This window comes from Ornithinimicrobium sp. CNJ-824, assembly GCF_001942405.1.
GTDB lineage: Bacteria > Actinomycetota > Actinomycetes > Actinomycetales > Dermatophilaceae > Ornithinicoccus > Ornithinicoccus kibberensis.
The window spans coordinates 100,471-122,342 of sequence record NZ_MKKA01000062.1; the positions used below are offsets into that span (position 1 = coordinate 100,471).

Consider the following 21,872-nt stretch of genomic DNA (forward strand, 5'->3'; position numbering starts at 1 on the left):
CCAGGGTCCTCCCACCGGTGCACCTGCGCGAGCTCTCGGTCACCGACTTCCGCAGCTATCCCTCGGCCACCGTCGAGCTCGGGCCCGGGGTGACGGTGCTGCTCGGCCGCAACGGGCAGGGCAAGACCAACCTCGTCGAGGCCGCCGGCTACGTGGCGACCCTCGGCTCGCACCGGGTCGCCCAGGACGCCCCGCTCGTGCGCGCCGGGGCGGACAGCGCCGTCGTGCGGGCCACGGTCGTCCAGGACGGGCACGAGACCCTCCTCGAGCTGCAGATCGTGCCGGGACGCGCCAACCGGGCACGGGTCAACCGGTCCCCCGTCGGCCGGCAGCGCGAGGTCCTCGGCCACCTGCGCACGGTGCTCTTCGCCCCCGAGGACCTGGCCCTGGTCAAGGGCGACCCGTCAGAACGACGGCGGCTGCTCGACGACCTGCTCGTGGCCCGGCAGCCCCGCTGGGCCGGCGTCCGCGCCGACTACGAGAAGGCGCTCAAGCAGCGCAACACCCTGCTGCGTCAGGCCTCGGGACTGTGGCGCGCGCCCCGGCGGGGACAGGGGCCACGGCTGGCCCCCGGGGAGAGCGTGGAGGAGGCCCGCGCCTCGGCGTCGGCCACGCTGGCGGTCTTCGACGACCAGCTGGCCCGCATCGGCGGGGCCCTCGTCTACGCCCGGCTGCGGCTGCTGCGCGACCTGCGGCCCTACCTGGCCGACGCCTACCGCACCATCGCCGACGCCGACACCCTGGCCGACGCGACCTACCGCTCGTCCCTGCGGGCCGAGGTGGCCGAGGCGGTCGCGGGCGGGGAGGTGCCCGACCAGGAGGAGCTCGTCGCCGCCCTCCTCGCCACCCTCGAGGAGGCGCGCGAGCAGGAGCAGCAGCGCGGGGTCAGCCTCGTGGGCCCGCACCGGGACGAGCTGGTGCTGACCCTCGGCGACCTGCCTGCCAAGGGCTACGCCAGCCACGGGGAGTCGTGGAGCCTCGCCCTGGCGCTGCGGCTGGCCGGGTTCCACCTGCTGCGGCACGACCTGGGGACCGACCCGGTGCTCGTCCTCGACGACGTCTTCGCCGAGCTGGACACCGGGCGGCGCCGACGGCTCGCCGACCTGGTCGCCGACTGCGAGCAGGTCCTCGTCACCGCGGCCGTCCCCGACGACGTGCCCGCCGGCCTGGTCGCCGACGGACGGGTCCTCGACGTCACCCTGGGCTCGGTGGTCCCCCGGGCCACGACGGAGGATCGCGGGTAGCCTGGGAGGTGCGGACGCCGCCGTCGGCGGTCCGCCGTCAGGGAGTGGTGGAGCATGGCTGGTCCTCGGGTGACGCCTGCGCAGGCGGGCATGATGTACGGCATCGTCGCCGGGGCGGGGATCGGGGCGGTGATGTTCGCCATCTCCGGGGACGTCCTCTGGCTGGTCCTCGCCGGCGTCGGCGTGGCGCTCGGGCTGGGGATCGGGGCCGCGGTCGAGCAGGGCCAGGCGCGGGGCCGGCGGCAGACCGGTGGGATGATCGAGGACGACGGGCACCGGAACGACGCAGGAGCAGGCGATGGACAGCGGAACGACCCCCCCGGGGGAACCGGCGTTGCCCGGTGACGACGAGCCGGGACCGCTCGACGCCGCCCACGAGGCGCTGGCCCGCGCCCGGAGGGCGGCCAGGGCCAGGGGGCTGCGACCCGGCTCCCCGGCGGGCAGCCGCCGGCAACGGCGCTCCCCGACGACCACCACGACCTCGCGCGACGACCGCGACCCCCACCCCGTGGGGGCCGAGATCGACCGTCTCGTCGCCGCCCGCGGCTGGGACACGGACGTGCAGGTCGGCTCGGTCGTGGGCCGGTGGCGCACGATCGTCGGCGACCGTGTGGCCGACAACGTCGAGGTGGTCGCCTTCGAGGGGACCACGCTGACGGTCCGGGCCGCCTCCACGGCCTGGGCCACCCAGATGCGGCTGCTGGTCTCCACGGTCCTCGGCCGGATCGAGCAGGAGGTCGGCGGCGGCATCGTCACCGAGATCGTGGTCCGCGGGCCGGGGGGCCCGTCCTGGCGCAAGGGGCCGCTGTCGGCCGGTGGGCGGGGACCGCGGGACACCTACGGTTGACGGCCTCGCAGAGGCCCGGACACCCCCGGTGACGTGGAGGGGGTGGTCCGGCCGTCCGTTCCGTCGCCAGACGGGCGGGGAAAGGCCGCGAAAGAGGCTGTGGAATGCGGTCTTCGCACCACCCAACGGGTAACATCGACCTGTTGTCCGTTCCACGTCCCGTGGTCCACCTTCCACCCCGAGGAGCACCGTGCCCCAGGTCGGTCCCGAGATCCCTGACGAGCCGGCGATGCCGGAGCTGCCGGAGGCGACACCGACGGAGGGGGATCCCGGGTCGTTGGCCACGACGCCGGCCTACGACGCCTCGGCGATCACCGTGCTGGAGGGCCTGGAGGCCGTCCGCAAGCGGCCGGGCATGTACATCGGCTCCACCGGCGAGCGAGGGCTGCACCACCTCGTCTACGAGATCGTGGACAACTCGGTGGACGAGGCCATGGCGGGGTATGCCGACGGCGTCCAGATCACCCTGCTCGCCGACGGCGGGTGCCGGGTGGTCGACAACGGCCGCGGCATCCCCACCGGCATGCACGAGGGCGAGGGCCGCCCGGCGGTCGAGGTCGTCCTGACCGTGCTGCACGCCGGCGGGAAGTTCGGCGGCGGCGGCTACAAGGTCTCCGGCGGGCTCCACGGCGTGGGCTCCTCGGTCGTCAACGCGCTCTCCGACCGGCTCGAGGTGGAGGTGCGCCAGAACGGCCGGGTCCACCGCCAGGCCTACGAGCTGGGCGTGCCCGTGGCCCCGCTGTCCGTGGACGAGCAGATCCCCGAGGACGAGACCGGCACGACGATCACCTTCTGGCCCAGCCCGGACATCTTCGACACCGTCGTCTTCGACTTCGAGACCCTCCGCGCCCGGCTGCAGCAGATGGCCTTCCTCAACAAGGGGCTGTCGATCACGCTCACCGACGAGCGGCCCGTCGAGACCGACGAGGACCCCGAGGCGGTCGCCGAGGCCGAGGACGAGGCCGCCCGCGCCGAGAAGGACCGCAGCGTCACCTACCGCTACGCCGACGGCATCCTCGACTACGTCAAGCACATCAACCGCTCCAAGCGGGCCGAGCCGATCCACGAGGAGGTCATCGCCTTCGAGCTGGAGGACACCGAGCGCGCGCTCAGCCTCGAGGTCGCCATGCAGTGGACGGCCGCCTACAGCGAGTCGGTGCACACCTACGCCAACGCGATCAACACCTACGAGGGCGGCACCCACGAGGAGGGCTTCCGGGCCTCGCTGACCCGGCTGGTCAACGACTTCGCCCGCACCAACAAGGTGCTGCGCGACAAGGACGACAACCTCACCGGCGACGACGTGCGCGAGGGCCTGACCGCCGTCATCTCGGTCAAGCTCGGCGAGCCGCAGTTCGAGGGGCAGACCAAGACCAAGCTGGGCAACTCCGAGGTCAAGGGCTTCGTCCAGGCGGCGATGACCGAGCGCTTCGGCTCCTGGCTGGACGCCCACCCCCGCGAGGGGCGGGCCATCGTCAACAAGGCGGTGCAGGCCGCGCACGCCCGGATGGCCGCCCGCAAGGCGCGCGACGCCACCCGGCGCAAGGGTCCGCTGGAGAGCCTCGGGCTGCCGGGCAAGCTCAAGGACTGCCAGTCCAAGGACCCGGCCACCTCCGAGGTGTTCATCGTCGAGGGCGACTCCGCCGGCGGGTCCGCGGTGTCCGGGCGCGACCCGCACCACCAGGCGATCCTGCCCATCCGCGGGAAGATCCTCAACGTCGAGAAGGCGCGGCTGGACAAGGTGCTGGCCAACCTCGAGGTGCAGGCCCTCATCAGCGGCTTCGGCACGGGCATCGGCGAGGAGTTCGACATCACCAAGGCCCGCTACCACAAGATCGTGCTGATGGCCGACGCCGACGTCGACGGCATGCACATCCGCACCCTGCTGCTGACCCTGCTGTTCCGCTTCATGCGCCCGCTCATCGAGCACGGCTACGTCTACCTGGCCCAGCCGCCGCTCTACCGGCTCAAGTGGACCAACGCCGACCACCAGTTCGCCTACACCGACCGGGAGCGCGACGCCCTCTACCGCGAGGGGCTGAGCAAGGGCTGGCGGCTGCCGAAGGACTCCGGCGTGCAGCGCTACAAGGGTCTGGGCGAGATGAACCCCCAGGAGCTGTGGGAGACGACCATGGACCCCGAGACCCGGGTGCTGCTGCAGGTGACGATCGACGACGCGGCCGCGGCCGACGAGATCTTCGCGGTGCTCATGGGCGAGGACGTGGAGTCCCGGCGCGGCTTCATCCAGCGCAACGCCAAGGACGTGCGGTTCCTCGACATCTGAGCCCCCGGCGCCCCCGCCGCAGGCATACCGGGGGGTGGTCGGGGGGGGCGAAGCCCCCCTGACTGACGGCATACCCGACCTGATCCGACCGACAGGACCGAAGAGAGACGATGGCTGACGACCAGACCCCCGACGACGTGACCGGCGACCTGCCCCAGGCGCCGGCGTCGACGCGGAGAACCCGGACCCCCAGACCGCGCCGGTGGACCGGTCCCCGGGCGACAGCGACCGGACCGAGGCGATCGACCTCAACGCCGAGATGCAGCGCAGCTACATCGAGTACGCGATGAGCGTCATCGTCTCGCGCGCGCTGCCGGACGTGCGGGACGGCCTGAAGCCGGTGCACCGCCGGGTCGTCTACGCGATGTTCGACGGCGGCTACCGCCCCGACCGCGGCTTCAACAAGTGCGCGCGCGTCGTCGGCGACGTCATGGGCCACTACCACCCGCACGGCGACAGCGCGATCTACGACGCGATGGTGCGCCTGGTCCAGCCGTGGTCGCTGCGCTACCCGCTCATCTCCGGGCAGGGCAACTTCGGCACGCCCGGCGACGAGGGGGCGGCCGCCCCGCGGTACACCGAGTGCCGGATGGCCCCGCTGGCGCTGGAGATGGTCCGCGACATCGAGGAAGGCACCGTCGACTTCGTCGACAACTACGACGGCAAGACCAAGGAGCCGTCGGTGCTGCCGTCGCGCTTCCCCAACCTGCTGGTCAACGGTTCGGCCGGCATCGCCGTCGGCATGGCCACCCAGATTCCCCCGCACAACCTGCGCGAGGTCGCCTCCGCCGCCCAGTGGCTGCTGGAGCACCCCGAGGCCAGCCGGGAGGAGCTGCTCGAGAAGACCCTCGAGCTGGTCCCCGGGCCGGACTTCCCCACCGGGGCGCTCGTCCTGGGCAAGAAGGGGATCGAGGAGGCCTACCGCACCGGTCGCGGCTCGATCGTCCAGCGCGCCGTCGTCGAGGTCGAGGAGATCCACGGCCGCCAGTGCCTGGTCGTCACCGAGCTGCCCTACCAGGTCAACCCGGACAACCTCGTGCGCAAGATCGCCCAGCTGGTCAACGAGGGCCGCCTGGCCGGCATCGCCGACCTGCGCGACGAGACCTCCGGCCGCACCGGCCAGCGCCTCGTCATCGTCCTCAAGCGCGACGCCGTCGCCAAGGTCGTGCTCAACAACCTCTACAAGCACACCCAGCTGCAGGCCAACTTCAGCGCCAACATGCTCGCCCTCGTCGACGGGGTGCCGCGCACCCTGCCGATCTCGGCGTTCGTGCGGCACTGGGTCGACCACCAGGTCGACGTCATCGTCCGGCGCACGCAGTACCGCCTCGACGAGGCCGAGAAGCGGATCCACGTCCTGCGCGGCCTGCTCAAGGCCCTCGACATGCTCGACGAGGTCATCGCCCTCATCCGGCGCAGCCCCTCGGCCGACGAGGCCCGCGATGGGCTGATCGAGCTGCTCGGCATCGACGACGTGCAGGCACGCGCGATCCTCGACATGCAGCTGCGGCGGCTGGCGGCGCTGGAGCGGCAGCGCATCATCGAGGCGCACGACGAGCTGCAGGCGCTCATCGAGGACTACCACGACATCCTGGCCCGGCCCGAGCGGCAGCGCTCGATCATCGCCGACGAGCTGGGCACCATCGTCGACCGCTACGGCGACGACCGGCGCACCAAGATCGTCCCCGACGAGGGCGACATGTCGATGGAGGACCTCATCCCCGAGGAGGACGTGGTCGTCACCATCACCCGCGGCGGCTACGTCAAGCGCACCCCCGTCCGGGAGTACCGCCCGCAGAACCGCGGGGGCAAGGGCCGCCGCGGCGCCGCGCTGCGGGCCGACGACGTCGTGGACCACTTCTTCATCACCAGCACCCACCACTGGATGCTGTTCTTCACCAACAAGGGCCGGGTCTACCGGGCCAAGGCCTACGAGTTCGCCGAGGGCGGCCCGACCGGCAAAGGCCAGCACGTGGCCAACCTGCTGGCCTTCCAGCCCGACGAGCAGATCGCCCAGGTGCTCACGGTGCAGGACTACCAGCAGGCGCCCTACCTGCTGCTGGCCACCCGCAACGGGCTGGTCAAGAAGTCCCGCCTGGGCGACTACGACTCCCCCCGCTCCGGCGGCCTCATCGCGGTCAACCTGCGCGAGGGAGACGAGCTCGTCGGGGCCCAGCTGGCCTCGGCCGAGGACGACGTGCTGCTCGTCTCCCGCCAGGGCCAGTCCGTGCGCTTCACGGCCACCGACGAGCAGCTGCGCCCCATGGGGCGCGCCACCTCCGGCGTCACGGGTATGAAGTTCCGCGGCGACGACCACCTGCTGTCCATGTCCGTGGTCCCCTCGGGCGAGGACCCCTACGTCTTCGTCGTCTTCGAGACCGGGATGGCCAAGCGCACGCCCGTGTCGGCCTACCGGGTCCAGGGCCGCGGCGGGCTGGGCATCAAGGTGGCCAGGGCCAGCGAGCGCGGCGGCGACCTCGTCGGTGCGCTCACCGTCGACGAGGGCGACGAGGTGCTCGTCGTCATGGAGCGCGGCAACGTCGTGCGCTCCTCGGTCGACCAGGTGCGCGTCACCGGCCGGGACACCTCCGGGGTGCAGTTCGCCAAGCCGGGCCGCAACGACTCGATCGTGGCCGTGGCCCGCAACACCGAGAAGAACGCGGTGGAGAACGTCGAGGAGATCGCGGCCGACGTGGACGACCTCGACGTCGCCCCCGCGACGGCCCCGAACGGCGCGGAGGATGTCGCCGCACCGGCCGATGCCGTACCGTCGGAGCAGGAGACGCCCGCCGGCGGCGGCCGGACCACCGGCAGCAGCACGACCGAGGGCGGCACCGGGACCGACGACACCGGCACGGGAGACGACGCATGAGCACGACCCACGGCGCCCAGCCGGGATCGACCACGTCCGGCGACGAGACCCAGGTGCACCCCCGGGTCCGGCCCGACGAGACCGGCGACCGTGGGTCGGGACGGCCCGCCGAGGCGGGACCGGCGCAGGACGCCCCCGCCAAGGACGCCGAGGGCTCCGGGGCGAAGGCGCCGGCGACGGCTCCGACCAGCGCTCGACGGCCGAGAAGATGCGCGACGGCGCCCTGGCCCGCACGGCCCAGGGCCGGGACCTGGCCGCCCGCAAGGCGCGAGCGCTGCGCGGGGCCACCGCCGGCCTGGCCTCCGGGTCGGCCGCCGGCGCTACGGCAGGCCGGTCCTCGGCCTCGCGTCAGCCCGGCGGCCCCGGCACCGGGACCGCCCGCACGACGGGCAACGCCCGCCCCGGCGCTGCCCGGGGCGGTCGACCGGCCCCCCGGCGCACCGGGCCCCGCCGGGTCCGGCTCACCGCCCAGCGGATCGACCCGTGGTCGGTGCTGAAGATCAGCTTCCTCGTCTCGGTGGCGCTCGGCATCGCCGGCGTCGTCATGGTGGCGGTGCTGTGGACGGTGCTGTCGGGGATGAACGTCTTCTCCACGATCAGCGACTTCTTCGTCCAGGTGACCAGCGGCGAGGCCGGCGGCCCCTCGTTCGACCTCATGGACTACTTCGGCTTCGGGCGGGTGGTCTCCCTGGCGGCGGTGCTGGGCGTGCTCAACGTCTTCCTGCTGACCGCCCTGGCGACGCTGACGGCCTTCCTCTACAACATCTGCGCCGCCCTCGTCGGCGGTGCCCAGGTGACGCTCTCCGACGAGTGAGCTGACGGCATACCCCGGAGGAGGCCCTGGTCCCGTCACCACGGTGACGAGGAAGGATGAGCCCATGGAGTCCACCCTGCCGGCCTGGCGGTCCGTGCTGGCCGTCGTCGCCCACCCCGACGACGAGTCGTTCGGCCTGGGCGCCGTGCTCACCGCGCTGCGGGACGCGGGCGCTGGCGTCTCGGTGCTCTGCCTGACGCGCGGGGAGGCCTCGACGCTGCACGGGGTGCCGGGCGACCTGACGGCGCTGCGGGCCGGGGAGTTGGCGGCCGCGGCGGAGGAGCTGGGCGTCGACGACGTGGCGCTGCTGACCTACCCCGACGGTGCCCTGGGCGAGGTGGACCCCGAGGAGCTCACGCAGCAGGTGGTCACCGCCGCCCGGCGCACCGGGGCCGACGCGCTGGTCGGCTTCGACCTCACCGGGGTCACCGGCCACCGGGACCACGCCGCCGCGACGGAGGCGGCCGTGCGCGCGGGCGACGTGCTCGGCATACCCGTCCTGGGATGGACCCTGCCGCTCGCGGTGGCGACCGGCCTGCGCGAGGAGTATGGCGCACCCTTCGACGGGCACGAGGAGGCCGACGTCGACCTGGTGCTGACGGTCGACCGGGTGCGCCAGCTGCGGGCGGTGCGCTGCCACGCCAGCCAGGCCGTGCCCGGGTCGGTGCTGTGGCGCCGGCTGGAGTTGCTGGGGGACAACGAGCACCTGCGGTGGCTGCGGCGGTAGGGGCGACGGCCGTGCCCGGTTCCCCGCGTTTTGGAGCCGCGCGCGTTGGTACGGTAACCTCGTGCGTCGCGTGCTGCGCTCCTCGGACCTGCACGCACGGGCCTATAGCTCAGACGGTTAGAGCGCTTCCCTGATAAGGAAGAGGTCACAGGTTCAAGTCCTGTTAGGCCCACCAGACCATCCTCGACATCCCGGGAGGGACGAGATGAACCGCTTGCTCGTGCTGGCAGCTGCGGCCTTCGGGCTGGCGGCGCTGAAGAAGATGCAGGACACCCAGGCCGAGCGCGACCTGTGGGCCGAGGCCACCGACGAGGTGGACACCAACCCCGGTCAGTAGGTCGCCGGACCTGCCCGGTCCGGGGCGGAGGACAACACAAGACGGTGGTCCCCGCGGCTGCGGCCGCGCACGGGGGCGTGGCGCAATTGGTAGCGCACCTGCTTTGCAAGCAGGGGGGTTAGGGGTTCGAGTCCCCTCGCCTCCACCCAGGTCAGAGGCCCTTCCCGCTCGTCGGGGAGGGCCTCTGTCGTGCCCGTACCCCAGCAAAGTACGGCTGCAAACGTGTCGATCATGGGCCTGACCTGCACGTATTTGGTCAGCAGGGCATCGGGCAGAGCGACACGGGTCCTGTCCCTGGACATCAATCTGCAGCAGGGGGTCAGGTCGACGGCCAGACGGAGCAGGGCGGTGAGGTCGCTTGTCTTATGGCTCAGCCGACTCCTCAGGTGCCGAGATCGACGCGCTGGGACCGCCGCGGCCGGGCCTGGCGGCGGACCCACCATGGGGGCGCCGTTCCCGGACGCCCCGGCGTCCTCGATGTCCATGAAGACGCGGGTCATGGACCGTGTCGGCCCACGTTGTGCCATTTCTGAGCACTTCGGCGCCACAATGTCTGCCATCGCCTACATCCCTGCAATTGTCCTGGTTAGAGGCACACTCACACAGCCGACTCGTCCCCCAACCGTCCGCCGAGCTGGCTCAAGGCCTCGCGCGTCGCCCGGGACGAGACCTGGGAGTAGACCTCCATGGTCATCGAGATCCGGCTGTGCCGGAGCACGGCCATCGCCACGCGCGGGTGCACGTCGAGCGCGACGAGCAGGCTCGCGCAGGTCCGCCGCGTGGCATGGACCGGGACGATTGGGACGCCGGCCTTGCCCGCCCGGGTCTGAACGCCGTGTGGAAGTTGCGCGGGTCGAGCGGGTCGCCGAGACGGGTCGTGAAGAGGAGGCCGCAGTCGCCCCACATGTCGCCGGCGGCGAGCCGTCGCCGGTCCTCCTCGGCCCGGTGCCGCTCGAGGGCCCGCACGGCGATGTCCGGCAGGGGCAGCGGCGCGTCCGACGACGGTGTCTTGGTCCGCCGCCGCAGCAGCTGGCCGTCGACCCGCTGGACCTGCCAGGCGATGTAGGCCTCGCCCTGCTCCAGGTCGACGTCCTCCCACGCCAGGCCGAGCACCTCCCCGCGCCGCAGCCCGAGCACGAGGAGCAGCACGTAGGCCGCATACATGGCGTCCCCGGCGTCACGTGCCGACTCGAGGAAGCGCCGGGCGTCCTCCACCGACCACACGGCCGACCGCTTCGCCCGGGGCACGGGCACGCGCACGAGCGCGGCCACGTTCCGGAAGACCTGCTCCTCCCGCATCGCCTGGGTCAGTGCCCCGCGGAGCACCCGCCAGGCCTGGTGGACGGTCCACTCGGAGGCGACCTCGTGGCAGCACTGCCCACGTGCGCAGCACTGCGGCTCCGGCCGGGCGGCGTCCTTGCCCTGGAAGCAGCACTGGCACCGAACCCGCAGCTCGTTGACCCAGGTCTGGACGTCACGGACCGACAGCTTCTCGAGCTTGCGGTCCCCCAGGTCGGGCACGATGTAGAGCCGGGAGAACATCTCGTAGTTGCTCGCCGTGGCCGGCGAGAGCCCGGGGCGCACGGTCTCCGTCAGCCACTGCTCCAGGAAATCGCGCAGGCGGGGCGAGACCGGCACGACCGGTCCGCGCCGCGCCTGCTCGTGCAGCCGCAGCCACTTCTCGTGGACCTCCGCCCTGGTCTTGCCGTAGACGGACTTGCGCTGGCGCCTGCCTGCGGGGGTGGTGATCCACACGTGCGCTGCGAAGCCGTTCCGGTAGGGGTAGATGGACCCCTCGCCGTTCGCCCGCCTGCTCACGGCCAGTCCGCCTCCGCCTCGGCCGCCCGCTTGGCGACGTACTCGTCGACCCACGCCGGCAGGATGCGCCGGGACCCGCCGTCCTTGAGCGAGCGCAAGTCGCCGGAGATGCACATCATCCGCACCTTGGTCGGCCCGTAGCCGAGCATCTCCGCCACCTCGGGCACGCTGTACCACCGCCGCTGCAGCGGCCCGACCGGTGCCTTGCTCCGCTGCCCCGGACCTCCGCTGGCCATCGTCGACATGTCTACTCCCTTCGTCAGGGCTGACCTCCAGTAGGCCAGATCCCGTGCGGACCAGACAGGCACTCGACCGTCCCTGTGGATAACCACCGGACGACGAACCCGTCTACCCCCTAAAGCGTCCGAGACCCCCCCTCCGGGACTCACTTTCTTGAACTTTTTTCTGAGCAGCTCCGAGACCGACCGACACTGAGCAGCAGCAGATCGAGGACACACCTGGTGCACTCGGCGAAACTCGTGAACCCCTGAGGCTCGCTCGGCCGCCTTTGGTATACGTGATGACGTTGCACAAGCTCGCCGCCGGTAGCGGGTACACGTACCTGACGCAGCAGGTCGCTGCCCACGACGCCACCGAGCAGCGGCAGGTCGGCCTCGCCGCCTACTACGAGGAGAAGGGCGAGGCGCCGGGTCGGTGGCTCGGCACCGGCCTGGCGGGGCTCGACCTGACCGAGGGTGACGTGGTGACCGAGGAGCAGATGAAGCTGCTGTTCGGGCAGGGTCGCCACCCCCGCTCCGGCGAGCCCGAGGCGGTCGCCCGGGGGTGGGGCGGGCTGGGGCGGGCGTTCCCGACGTTCGACGCGACGACCCTGCGGCAGGTGACGGCCCGGGCGTTCAGCGAGCACAACACCAGTCAGGGATTGGCGTGGAACGCACCCATCCCGGTAGAGGAGCGGTCCCGGATCCGCACCGAGGTCGCCCGGGAGGTGTTCGAGCAGCGCCACGGCCGCGCACCGGTGGACGAGGGCGAGCTGACGACATTCGTGGCCAAGGCGTCACGGCCGGCACAGGTGCCGGTGGCGGGGTTCGACCTGACGTTCTCGCCGGTGAAGTCGGTCTCGACCCTGTGGGCCCTCGCACCGGCCGAGGTCGCCACGCAACTGGAGGCCGCGCACCAGGACGCGGTCCGCGCGACGCTGGCGATGCTGGAGAGGGAGGTCGCATTCACCCGCGTCGGGAAAGGCGGTATGCGCCAGGTCCCCGTGGTCGGGTTGGTCGCGGCGGCGTTCGACCACCGCGACTCGCGCACCGGGGACCCGGACCTGCACACCCACGTCGTCGTCTCGAACAAGGTGCAGGCGCTGCCGGACGAGGGAGGACGGTGGTTGACGCTGGACGGGCGGATGCTGTTCAAGGCCAAGGTGATGGCCTCCGAGCACTACAACACCCACCTGGAGGCCGGGCTCGTCGAGCGGCTCGGCGTCCGGTTCGTAGACCGCCCGGGGCAGGAGGGCAAGCGGGCGGTACGGGAGATCACCGGCATCGACCCCGCACTGCTGGCCACATGGTCGTCTCGGCGGCAGGCGATCGAGGCGCGGCAGCGCGAGCTCGCCACGGTCTTCCGGGCCGACCACGGCCGGACCCCCACGACCATCGAGTCGCTGGCCCTGGCGCAGCAGGCAAACCTGGAGACCCGCCCGGGCAAGCACGAACCCCGCTCCGAGGCCGAGCAGCGCCAGGCGTGGCGGGAGCAGGCCACGGCCGTGCTCGCCCGAGACGGACACCGCCCGGAGGAGATGGTCGCCTCGGCTGTCGGGGAGGGGTGGGGACGCAACCGGGGACGTGCCAGAGACGCGGGCAACGCCGCAGGTCACGGGGTGGGGACGCTCCAGGGACGCCTCCGCGCGGTGCGGAGTGGGGGCGTGCGTCCCCAGGTCGTCGCCGCGCGGGTACTGTCGGTGCTGGAGGGGTCGCGGGCGACGTGGCAGGTGTGGCATGTGCGGGCTGAGACGCTGCGTCAGCTCCGCACCGCCCAGGTCCCCCTGGACAAACTCGAGGCGTACCAACGTGACGTCGAGCGTTGGGTCCTACAGGGCTTCTCGGTTCCCGTCGGGGTACCGCCGCAGCTGGGCGAACCGGAGGTGCTGCGCCGCCCGGACGGGCAGTCCGCCCACACGGTGCACGGCAGCCAGGCCTACACCTCCAGGGCGATCCTGGCCGCCGAGGACGAGCTGCTCGCGCTGGGGCTGCGCCGCGACGGCCGCCCTGCCGCCCCCGCCGTGGTCGAGACCGTCCTGGCCGCCCAGAGTGGAGACGGTCCGAGTTTGGACCGGTCGCAGGCGGCGATGGTCCGCACCCTGGCAACGAGCGGATGCCGCCTGCAGGTCGCCCTCGCCCCGGCCGGCGCGGGCAAGACCGCCGCGCTGCGCGTGCTGGCCCGGGCGTGGGAAGCATCCGGCGGCACCGTCCTCGGCCTGGCACCCACCGCCGTCGCGGCCGAGGAACTGGGCCGCGCCACCGGCGTCCGCGCGGACACCCTCGCCAAGTACCTCCACCAGGCCACCGCGGCAGGTGCTTCACCGGAGACTGGGACGACCACTGCCGTGGGCGGAGCGGTCGGCTCGGGCACGCTGGTGGTGATCGACGAGGCCGGGATGGCGGGCACCCGTGACCTTGCAGCGGTGGTCCGACAGGTCGTGGACGTCGGAGGCAGTGTCCGGTTGGTCGGGGACGACCAGCAGCTGGCCGCGGTGGCCGCTGGCGGGCTCTTCCGTGACCTGGCCGAGCAGGGCCACGCGCACGGCACCACCGCCACGCTGACCGAGCTGCACCGGTTCACCGACTCCGCCGAAGGCGCCGCCACCCTCGCGATCCGCGACGGCGACCCCGCCGCCCTGGACCACTACCTCGACCACGGCCGCGTCCGCACCGGCGATACAGGGGACGTGGTCGATGCGGCGTACGCCGCCTGGGCAGCCGACCAGCAGGCCGGGCTGTCCAGCCTGCTGCTGGCCGCGACCCGAGACACCGTCCGCGAGCTCAACCAGCGCGCCCGGACCGACCGCCTCGACGACACCGGTCGACCGCCCGGACGCGAGGTGACCCTGGGCGACGGCACCCATGCCAGCGCAGGTGACACGATCATCACCCGCCGCAACGACCGCCGTCTGCGCGGCGCGGACGGGTCCTGGGTCAAGAACGGCGACCGGTGGCACGTCCTCGCCGTCCACCCCGACGGCGCTGTCTCCGTCAAGTGCCACCGCGACTCGCGCGGGAGCAGGCCGGGTCAGGTCACCCTGCCGGCCGAGTACGTGGCCGAGCACGTGCAGCTGGGGTACGCCAGCACGATCCACGGCGCCCAGGGCGCCACCGTCGACACGACCCACACCGTCCTGAACGGCACCGAGACCCGCCAGGGCCTGTACGTCGCCCTCTCGCGCGGCCGGGAGACCAACCACCTCTACCTCGGCACTCCCACCGCCTCCCTGGACGGTGTCGGGCCCGAGGTCCAGGACACGGCCGTGGAGCTGCGGCAGATGCTCACCGACATCCTCGCCCGCGACGGTCGCGCACAGTCGGCCACGACGGTCGAGCGCGGCGACGCAGCCCAGCTGCTGCGGCATGCCGTGCTCGCTTACCAGGACGCCCTGCCGGTGCTGGCCCAGCAGCACCTCGGGCACGAGCGCATGGCGGACCTGGACGCCGCGCTCGAACGGTGGCTACCGGGCCTCACCGGGCGACCGGCCTACCCGCACTTGCGCGGCCAGCTCGCGCTGCGCTGGGTCGACGGCGCACCACCGCAGCAAGTGGTCGAGGAGACGACCTGGTACCGGGGCACCCAGTCCCTCACGGAGGCCGACGACCCCGCCGCCGCCCTCGCCTGGCGCGTTGCTGGGGCCACCCCTCCGGCCTACCGAGACGCGCCCTTGCCCTGGCTGCCTGACGTCCCACCGGGACTACGGCAGGACGAGGAGACGAGCGACTACCTCGACCGGCTCACCCGCCGAGTCGAGCAGCTGGCCGAACGCGTCGGCGACGAAGCCCGGCAAGCGGGAGCGTCCGACCGCATGCCCTGGCAGCGCGGCCTTCCCCCCGACGTTGACGACCAGCTAATCGGCGACCTCGCCGTCTGGCGTGCCGCCCACAGCATTGGCTCAAACGATCCGCATCCCGCCGGTCCGCCGATAAGGGAACCTCAGGCAGCCAGACACCAGAGCCGCCTCATCCGCCGGCTGGCGGTGCCGTCACCGGTCTCCTCCACGTCCACGGCAGACGTCGCGCCCGGCACGCTCCGAGCCAGTCAACGACAGGCACAGCGTCAACGACTCCATGACGGTGCTACCCGCCACCTGTCTGGTCCTTCGCGATGACCGGACGTCGATCACATAGATGCGGAAGCGCACACGGTCGATACATCACGCACACGCCGAATACAGGGCGTGAGGAGAAGTTGCCCAGAGCGTCGACCCACACGACCCTGCAAGGGCGGCAGTTATACTGACCAAGAGATAGAGCCGATTTTCATCGGCCCGGCGTGTTAACCCATGGCCCAACAGCCACACCTTGATGCACACTCGGATGGTCGGGCCCGTCCGATACTTCGCGTCTTCAATTCCTATTCGGCTCGTGTACTGACAGTGCAGCGACTCAAGAACTGAAGAACCGCCTCACCGGGCTCGCCGGTCTTCAGGTCCTGAAGCCCGAAACCCAACTCGCCCATGCTCGTGAGATCGAGGTAGTACCAGGAACTCGAACGACTCACCACGCCAGATTCGATAAGCTTATCTAGAATTTTGCCGCGATGCACATTACTCTTCACGATCTTCCCGTCCAGCTTGGCCGCTAGTACGGACAGGGATCCTTTGGTACTCGGCCTAAAGGCCGTAAGGATCGTCCTGAGGTCCATGTATCTCTGGAAGGGGATCCATGCCCCGCCCCCTTTCAAGACCCTCGACCAGGGCCGGAGTCGGGGCGGCGCGTCTGTGGAGAATACGTGGAGGTCTTTTGGCCCTGCTTCGACCCTTTGTAAATAGTTCGCCGTGATCGCGTCGCTGGCTAACGCCACACCAGGACTGCGGCCACGATCATTGTCGACGCGCAGTGTCTCCGCCTCAATGATCAACTCGTTCGCGAGAACGGTCACCTGCGGACCCAAAAGGGTATGCTTGTTGGGTTCACCAACGATAACTCCTTGATCGGTGACGATAGTCGTCCTCTTGAGTGGACGCTGAATATGCAGGGCGCCTGATACGTCTGAAATTGAGAAGCTAAGCTCCGATGCCTCGTTGTGCCCGGCCTGGGCTTCTCTTCGACAAGAGAGAGTTCCACCCCCGTCTACAAGACTGAGCAATACTTCGCTCTCCCGAGTGCGAACAAGATCTGCCTCTTGGGTCCAGGACTCGACTACATGCCCGACCAGGGATTCGCGAATCTCCGCCTCCTCCCCGTCCAGGACCCCGTCACTGAGGAAGCGGGCAAAGAAGGGTCCCACGCTTTGAATCCTATTTTCCGGCTGGCCTGCCAGCGACGCACGCACCTCTAGGGTTCGACAGGCGGCGGCGGTGATGAAGTCCCCGAACACCACGCTGGCGAACCTCCGTCCCTTAACAAAGGGATGATCTGGCAAAAAGGTGCGGACCGCCTCTTCATAGGTGGAACGAACGGCGTCTGGTAGTGCGGCGGGAAGGGGCATGGCGAGTTCCTCGCCAGACACGTATGCCATGAGCCGTGCGCACTGCTCTTCAGGCAAATACATCGAGGAGGCGGCGATTTCGGCGTCCACCTGAGGGGGAAGAAGTGCGTGCAGCCTGGGCCGCATGTGTTCACTGAACTTTCGCTGCTCGCGTTGAGATATGTGCTCGATTATCTCTCGAAGAAGGTTGCTCTGCCCTTCGGCGGTTAGTGCCGCCCGCTCAGACGAAGGGTTACTCACCGCCAAGGACTCAGCCAAAGCCACGAGGACCGGTGTGTATCCGAGGAAGTCACGTACTCATTCCAAGCGCGGGCCAAGTCCGTATCAGTCCGTCGCAACAAGACGCCCGCAACTTGTTTCATTCGGCTGTCGCGTAGACGCTCGAAGGGACCTGGGGATGCCAACGGAATGTTGTATTCGGTCCTGCCAGTCTCCGTGAACCTCTGAGCCATGTACGCCTTTATGAAGTTCCGCGCACCGTTTAAATCAAAGAAATCCAGTCGAACTTCAGCCAAAGGGACGTCCGCATCCATGAAGGCGAGGCGGACCAATTCCGCAGTATCTGACCGGGACATCAGAATGATGCTGGGCGCCCTGTCGGTGGATGCAGAACCGGAACCGGAAACCTTTGCTACGTTGTCGATAAAAGCCAAGAAATTTTCGGTGCCTGCACGGAAATGCGCCTCGTCTAGGGAGTCGACTACCACCCCCGCCCGCCCGGCCGAGACATCGGCGATAAAGGGATTACCGAATCCCATGGCGTCCTGGATGAGCCCAGACAATGAATACGAACCGACTTGCGCTTTCTCCGCGAACACAATGGGCCAGTTCAATGCGTCGGCGATCGCCACGGCCGCAGCGGTCTTACCTACTGCGCCGGGCGCTTCCACCAAGACTACGGACGCACTCGGCGGCCACGTTGACTCCGTGAGAGTCGGTGCTACGTATCCCGCCACCGTGTTGGGGGCAGCATCGAGCGCCCCTCCCTGGGGAACCGCGAGCGTCAGCTTGCCGCTCATTTTTGGGAAACGCTTCAGGAACTGGGTTAGATGCATTCTTGCTCCCCCTTCGGTCGACTGTGACTCTGGCTGACGCTACCGTATGGCCGTCAGCCTGCGATGGCCCCCTCTAGCGGTCAGGGAAACTGCTTGTGGCTGTAGAGGGGTCGGGCCGGTCGAAGCCTGCGCACGCACATGCCGCCTCCCGCACCGCATCGCAGCTGCGCCGCGACGGAGGATATGAGGTAGCGGTGGGCCTAAGGACGTTGACCGAAGTACGTTGCCTGGTGTGGCCCGCCTCTCCTCGTCTCCCGGGCGACTCACGGCGGCGGTGTCGCGGTCTGCGAGCCAGGTGTGTCAGAGGACGCCGCTAGCTTTCGCGCATGAGCGTCTCACCGATTCCTGAGCCCAATGCGCCTACCGGGGCGTCTTGCGATGGATGGAAGGCGTCCCCTCCACTCAGGAGCTTGGAGTCATGATGGCTCTGTTGTTCGTGGGTGCCATGTTGATCATCGTGGCGTGGCATCTCGCGCGCAGCTTTCTCACCGACCACCTCACTGGCTTTGCGCTCGCCAGTCCTTGGCGCCTCTTCTGGGCGGCAGGAAGCGGACTGACAGGTCTCGGCCTGCTTACGGTGCCGCTAGCAATGCTTGACGACATTGCAGCTCGGATGGGGGTTGGAGTCGTCGTGTTGGTGCTGCTTCTCCTGAGCGAAGCTCGGATGGGCCGAGGCCGTCGCCGGCGTCGTTGATTAGGGAGGCTGTCATCGACGTTGCGGCCGCCAATTCAAGTGGGTCGAACCGTCACCCCCCTGCAGGGTGGCCGCACGCACCTTCGGGCAGGTCGCTCAGTGCCGAGACTAGACTCACACATCGTTCTTCCCCGCATGAGGGGGAAGTAGGAAGCCCCTTGGCGCACATCCGGAACTGCCGCACCCCGATCTAAAGGAGTCTGCCGCCGCGCTAGGTCATGGACCTGGAACGTCTCGACTCGGTGAGCGCGGAGAGGGGTAATCAAGCGGTCCGCGGTCGCTTGGTGACACGGTGATTCCGCTCGCTAGACACTGTTGTCGGTGCCTGCGGGCACCTCCGGGTCGGAAGAGAATGCACACGCACCGAGGATGGCACTAAATGACGCAAGAGGCTTTGCTGGCTCTTCAACTTTGAGCGTGGTGGGGCCCTGACGTAGGGCTCGCGGCCCTGCGCCAACATGGGTGTTGTCTAGACATCTCATGAGCGAGGACCGCGAGCGTGCACAAGCCTACGTTCGACGTCGATGCGGCGTCGATCCTGTTCAACCTGTCCGGTTACCGAGTCGTCTCGGCCACCCCTGGCGTTGGCGATGAGCAGCCGCGGCAGGTGCTGATCGAGACGACCACGAGCGAGGGCGCGTGCCCGTCCTGCGGGGTGCTGTCCTCACGGGTGCACGCCAGGCCGGTCCAGCACGTGAAAGACGTGGCCTGCGGGGGTGAGCGGCTCGACGTGCTGGTGCGCAAGCGGCGCTACGCCTGCCGGGAGACGCTGTGCCCACGACGCTCGTTCACCGAGGAGACCGAGCAGCTGCCCGCCCGGGCCCGGGTCACCACCCGACTGGCCGAGCAGGTCATCAGCGCCTGCCGGGCCGAGCCGCGCGCGGTGTCCCGCGTCGCGCACGAGGCGGACCTGTCGTGGCCGACGGTGATGCGGATGCTCACCACCACCCTGGACCTGGACACCGGCGTCGACCGCCGGCACGTGCGCCACCTGGGCATCGATGAGCACCGGTTCCGCACCGTGCGCTACCTGCGCGACCCCAACACCCAGACGGTGAAGCGGGTCGAGCCGTGGTCCATCGTGTTCACCGACCTCGACGACGGCGCGATCCTGGACGTCGTCGACGGCCGCCGCGGCAAGGTCGTCACCTCCTGGCTCGCAGCGCGGCCCCGGTGGTGGCGCCGACGCGTGCAGGTCGTCGCCCTCGACATGTCCACTGAGTTCCGCGCCGCCGTCCGCAAGGCACTACCCCGGGCGAGGGTCAGCGTGGACCACTGGCACGTCGTGCGGCTGGCCAACGAGATGATCACCAAGGTAAGGCGCCGTCGGGTGTGGGAGCTGCACGAGCGCCGCGGCCGCGCCACCGACACCCCGTGGAAGTACCGCAAGCTGCTCACCTGTGCCGGCGACCGGCTCACCGTCCGCCAGCGCACGAAGCTCCAGAAGATCCTGGCCGAGGACGACGAGCTGGCTGTGGCGTGGGGCATCAAGGAGCACGTCCGCCAGCTCCTCACCGCCACCGACACGTCCTCGTTCCAGCGGCACTGGGCCCGCCTCGAGAGCGCCGTGCGCGCCACCCGCCTGCCCGAGCCGGCCGCGCTGTTCCGCACCCTGCGCGCCTGGCGACGCGAGCTGCTCACGTTCTGCCGGACCAGGGTCACGAACGCGCGCACGGAGGCGGCGAACCTGACCGCCAAAACGATCAAGAGGGTCGGGCGTGGGTACCGCAACCATCGGAACTACAGATGCCGCATCATTGGCTACGCGCCCCGACAGATCGCGGCGTGAACACCCAGCACCACGCTCAAAGTTGAAGAGCCGCTTTGCTGGCTCTACTGCCCGCGCTATTAGGCGTGTTGACTGCGCCAGCCCTTCCGTGGGTGCTCTCGCGTCACGAACGCCGAGCTGCGCGAGCATTGGAAATGCTGCAATCAATCCCGAAGGAACCAGCCGCGCATCGCGTTGCTTGGTGGGATGACGTCGCCTACCCGGCACTCCTAGCAGCCAGAGTCGAAGCAGCCCGCAAGCAGTGTTTGCAGGTTTGGACAACGGGGTGGCTGCTTTTACTGGGCGGTGGCACATCAGTGATTGCGTCCGTATTGCTGGGAGACCTTGCTCAGCTGCGCGACGAGGCTTGGACTGAGTACCGTTCCATGCGCGACGATGGCACGATCACGCACGAGCAGTTCATGGAATATGGCACGCAATGGAGTGCCTGGATCGATGCCGAGTATGCCGCAGTCCGCATAGCGTTATATATTGGCATAGTCCTCCTTATTGGTGGACTCATCTACGGACGCAATTTGATACGTCTACGCCAGAACGTTCGCAAATTGAGGCAAGCTGAGCCTGGATCCGCCGAGCGGGTTTCGTGAGGGGCGTCGTGCGTCGCTGAAGACGATTTTTGGAGCGGGTCGGGGTTCTGGGCGTGGGAGGTCCGCCGGTCTGCCCGGCTTTTCCACTTGTGGTCGTTCCTCGAAGGGTCAGGGGGCTGGGTCAGGAGGGGGCGTAGGCGGCGTCGTGGAGGCCAAGCCAGGGGTGCTGCCAGGGCCAGTTCGTGGGCAGGTGCAGGTGGAGTCGTCGGGCCCGGTTGGCGATCCGGGCGGGGATCTTGATCAGCTCGTCGCGGATCGTGGCGGGTCGGGCCCAGGCGTGCCGGGTCGAGGCCAGGACGCCGGCGGCGCGGGTCAGGTTGTAGGCGATCGCGGCCAGCACCGTCCACGCACCGTTGGCCGAGAACGATCCGGAAGGGACGTGAGCCAGCGGCCCTGATTTCAGGTCGGCGATGACCTGCTCGACGATCGCGTGGTCACGGTGCGAGGCCTCCGCGGCCAGCATGGACAGGGGTGAGTCGGTGAACACGGCGTGGTGGCGGTAGGTCGCGAACAGCTCGTCCTGCCCGGCCTTGGTCGCCTTGGGGTTCAGGCGTCTGACGCGGCGCACGATGAGCCGGGCGGTGACGTGCTCGGCCTTCTTCCGGGACGTGAACGCTGTGTACTCGACCTCGGCGACCTGGGCGTCGGAGACCCACCGGTCCTCGGCCTGGTCCCAGATCGCGTTCGGGTACTTGATGGACACCCAGTCGTCCTCGGGGATCCGGGAGATCGCCGCGATGACGGCGGGGTCCATCCGGGCGGTCAGGGAGAACCGGGCCCCGGCCCGGCGGGTCGCGGCGACGACGTCGTGGTTGTAGTACGCGGAGTCCGCACGCATGGTCAGGGTGCCGGTGGCACCGGCCCGGCGGGCGGTGGCCAGCGCGTCGGCGATCAGCCGGGCCGCGCCGTGCGCCGAGGCGGCGTTGCCCTTGCGCAGCCTCGTGGCTGCGAGCACCGGTGCCGCGGTCGGGGTGGACAGGGTCGCGACCTGCACGTTCAGGCCCTTGACACCGGTGTAGCCGTACCCGACCCCTTCCTTGGCGTACCCGTGGGTCGCGCGGATCGTGTCGTCGACATCCAGGTAGGCGACCTGATCGGCGCCGGCCAGCAGGCCCGGGACGATACCGGCCAGGTTGGCCAGGACACGGGAGC

Annotated in this window: 17 protein-coding genes and 2 tRNA genes; 14 read left to right on the plus strand and 5 right to left on the minus strand. The window is 69.9% G+C overall.

Features of this window, described 5'->3' with window-relative positions; genetic code table 11:
• Positions 1 to 17: 17 nt before the first annotated feature.
• The 10 genes from recF to BJF81_RS16525 all read left to right on the plus strand — a co-directional run bounded on the left by recF (position 18) and on the right by BJF81_RS16525 (position 9,270).
• Positions 18 to 1,244, plus strand: a complete 1,227-nt coding sequence (gene recF, locus BJF81_RS16485) for a DNA replication/repair protein RecF (protein ID WP_075959259.1) — start codon at positions 18 to 20, stop codon at positions 1,242 to 1,244.
• 69 nt (positions 1,245 to 1,313) lie between these two features.
• Positions 1,314 to 1,589: a hypothetical protein gene (locus BJF81_RS16490; RefSeq protein ID WP_075959260.1), complete on the plus strand. Its 276-nt coding sequence runs from the start codon at positions 1,314 to 1,316 to the stop codon at positions 1,587 to 1,589.
• On the plus strand, positions 1,543 to 2,091 hold the full coding sequence (locus BJF81_RS16495; protein ID WP_075959261.1) for a DUF721 domain-containing protein: 549 nt from the start codon (positions 1,543 to 1,545) through the stop codon (positions 2,089 to 2,091). Before BJF81_RS16490 ends, BJF81_RS16495 begins: the two co-directional genes overlap by 47 nt.
• Positions 2,092 to 2,320: 229 nt before the next feature.
• Positions 2,321 to 4,375, plus strand: coding sequence for a DNA topoisomerase (ATP-hydrolyzing) subunit B (gene gyrB, locus BJF81_RS16500; protein WP_075959276.1), 2,055 nt, complete (start codon positions 2,321 to 2,323; stop codon positions 4,373 to 4,375).
• A 259-nt stretch (positions 4,376 to 4,634) separates the two neighbouring features.
• Positions 4,635 to 7,247, plus strand: a complete 2,613-nt coding sequence (gene gyrA / locus BJF81_RS16505; protein WP_143780934.1) for a DNA gyrase subunit A — start codon at positions 4,635 to 4,637, stop codon at positions 7,245 to 7,247.
• Positions 7,248 to 7,455: 208 nt separating this feature from the next.
• On the plus strand, positions 7,456 to 8,061 hold the full coding sequence (locus BJF81_RS16510; protein ID WP_083664331.1) for a DUF3566 domain-containing protein: 606 nt from the start codon (positions 7,456 to 7,458) through the stop codon (positions 8,059 to 8,061).
• Between the two features lie 64 nt (positions 8,062 to 8,125).
• Positions 8,126 to 8,788, plus strand: coding sequence for a PIG-L family deacetylase (locus BJF81_RS16515; RefSeq protein ID WP_075959262.1), 663 nt, complete (start codon positions 8,126 to 8,128; stop codon positions 8,786 to 8,788).
• A 98-nt stretch (positions 8,789 to 8,886) separates the two neighbouring features.
• Positions 8,887 to 8,963: transfer RNA gene (locus BJF81_RS16520), tRNA-Ile, on the plus strand.
• Positions 8,964 to 8,993: 30 nt separating this feature from the next.
• Positions 8,994 to 9,125, plus strand: coding sequence for a DLW-39 family protein (locus BJF81_RS20135; protein WP_237770312.1), 132 nt, complete (start codon positions 8,994 to 8,996; stop codon positions 9,123 to 9,125).
• A gap of 71 nt (positions 9,126 to 9,196) precedes the next feature.
• Positions 9,197 to 9,270, plus strand: a tRNA-Ala gene (locus BJF81_RS16525).
• Between the two features lie 545 nt (positions 9,271 to 9,815).
• On the opposite strand, the gene BJF81_RS16530 is transcribed toward BJF81_RS16525, so the two are convergent.
• On the minus strand, positions 9,816 to 10,943 hold the full coding sequence (locus BJF81_RS16530; RefSeq protein ID WP_202817513.1) for a site-specific integrase: 1,128 nt from the start codon (positions 10,941 to 10,943) through the stop codon (positions 9,816 to 9,818).
• Positions 10,940 to 11,188 (minus strand): helix-turn-helix domain-containing protein, encoded by a 249-nt coding sequence (locus BJF81_RS16535; RefSeq protein WP_237770313.1) that lies wholly within the window; start codon positions 11,186 to 11,188, stop codon positions 10,940 to 10,942. The genes BJF81_RS16530 and BJF81_RS16535 overlap by 4 nt, the downstream gene beginning before the upstream one ends.
• Before the next feature lie 275 nt (positions 11,189 to 11,463).
• On the opposite strand from BJF81_RS16535, the gene mobF reads away from it, so the two are divergent.
• Positions 11,464 to 15,273: a MobF family relaxase gene (mobF, locus tag BJF81_RS16540; RefSeq protein ID WP_075959263.1), complete on the plus strand. Its 3,810-nt coding sequence runs from the start codon at positions 11,464 to 11,466 to the stop codon at positions 15,271 to 15,273.
• 245 nt (positions 15,274 to 15,518) lie between these two features.
• Here the strand turns inward: mobF and BJF81_RS17820 are convergent, their stop codons facing one another.
• Both BJF81_RS17820 and BJF81_RS17825 read right to left on the minus strand, forming a co-directional pair.
• Positions 15,519 to 16,685, minus strand: a complete 1,167-nt coding sequence (locus BJF81_RS17820) for a hypothetical protein (RefSeq protein WP_143780928.1) — start codon at positions 16,683 to 16,685, stop codon at positions 15,519 to 15,521.
• Between the two features lie 146 nt (positions 16,686 to 16,831).
• Positions 16,832 to 17,650 (minus strand): hypothetical protein, encoded by an 819-nt coding sequence (locus BJF81_RS17825; protein WP_143780929.1) that lies wholly within the window; start codon positions 17,648 to 17,650, stop codon positions 16,832 to 16,834.
• A 418-nt stretch (positions 17,651 to 18,068) separates the two neighbouring features.
• On the opposite strand from BJF81_RS17825, the gene BJF81_RS16545 reads away from it, so the two are divergent.
• From BJF81_RS16545 to BJF81_RS17830, 3 genes are all read left to right on the plus strand, one after another.
• Positions 18,069 to 18,344 (plus strand): hypothetical protein, encoded by a 276-nt coding sequence (locus BJF81_RS16545; RefSeq protein WP_075959264.1) that lies wholly within the window; start codon positions 18,069 to 18,071, stop codon positions 18,342 to 18,344.
• Positions 18,345 to 18,843: 499 nt separating this feature from the next.
• Positions 18,844 to 20,133 (plus strand): ISL3 family transposase, encoded by a 1,290-nt coding sequence (locus BJF81_RS16550; RefSeq protein ID WP_075959265.1) that lies wholly within the window; start codon positions 18,844 to 18,846, stop codon positions 20,131 to 20,133.
• A gap of 92 nt (positions 20,134 to 20,225) precedes the next feature.
• Positions 20,226 to 20,720 carry a hypothetical protein gene (locus tag BJF81_RS17830; protein WP_143780930.1) on the plus strand — a complete coding sequence of 165 codons (495 nt, stop codon included), beginning with the start codon at positions 20,226 to 20,228 and terminating at the stop codon, positions 20,718 to 20,720.
• A 121-nt stretch (positions 20,721 to 20,841) separates the two neighbouring features.
• Here the strand turns inward: BJF81_RS17830 and BJF81_RS16555 are convergent.
• A partial coding sequence (locus tag BJF81_RS16555; RefSeq protein ID WP_083664332.1) for an IS1380 family transposase occupies positions 20,842 to 21,872 on the minus strand: 1,031 nt, incomplete at its 5' end.

Excerpts from the sequence above, each read along its gene's own strand:
- BJF81_RS16515 (WP_075959262.1), top strand. The coding sequence starts at position 8,126 with ATGGAGTCCACCCTGCCGGCCTGGCGGTCCGTGCTGGCCGTCGTCGCC.
- mobF (WP_075959263.1), top strand. The coding sequence starts at position 11,464 with ATGACGTTGCACAAGCTCGCCGCCGGTAGCGGGTACACGTACCTGACG.
- gyrA (WP_143780934.1), top strand. The coding sequence starts at position 4,635 with ATGCAGCGCAGCTACATCGAGTACGCGATGAGCGTCATCGTCTCGCGC.
- BJF81_RS16545 (WP_075959264.1), top strand. The coding sequence starts at position 18,069 with ATGATGGCTCTGTTGTTCGTGGGTGCCATGTTGATCATCGTGGCGTGG.
- gyrB (WP_075959276.1), top strand. The coding sequence starts at position 2,321 with ATGCCGGAGCTGCCGGAGGCGACACCGACGGAGGGGGATCCCGGGTCG.
- BJF81_RS16510 (WP_083664331.1), top strand. The coding sequence starts at position 7,456 with ATGCGCGACGGCGCCCTGGCCCGCACGGCCCAGGGCCGGGACCTGGCC.
- BJF81_RS16535 (WP_237770313.1), bottom strand. The coding sequence starts at position 11,188 with ATGTCGACGATGGCCAGCGGAGGTCCGGGGCAGCGGAGCAAGGCACCG.
- BJF81_RS20135 (WP_237770312.1), top strand. The coding sequence starts at position 8,994 with ATGAACCGCTTGCTCGTGCTGGCAGCTGCGGCCTTCGGGCTGGCGGCG.
- BJF81_RS16495 (WP_075959261.1), top strand. The coding sequence starts at position 1,543 with ATGGACAGCGGAACGACCCCCCCGGGGGAACCGGCGTTGCCCGGTGAC.
- BJF81_RS17825 (WP_143780929.1), bottom strand. The coding sequence starts at position 17,650 with ATGCATCTAACCCAGTTCCTGAAGCGTTTCCCAAAAATGAGCGGCAAG.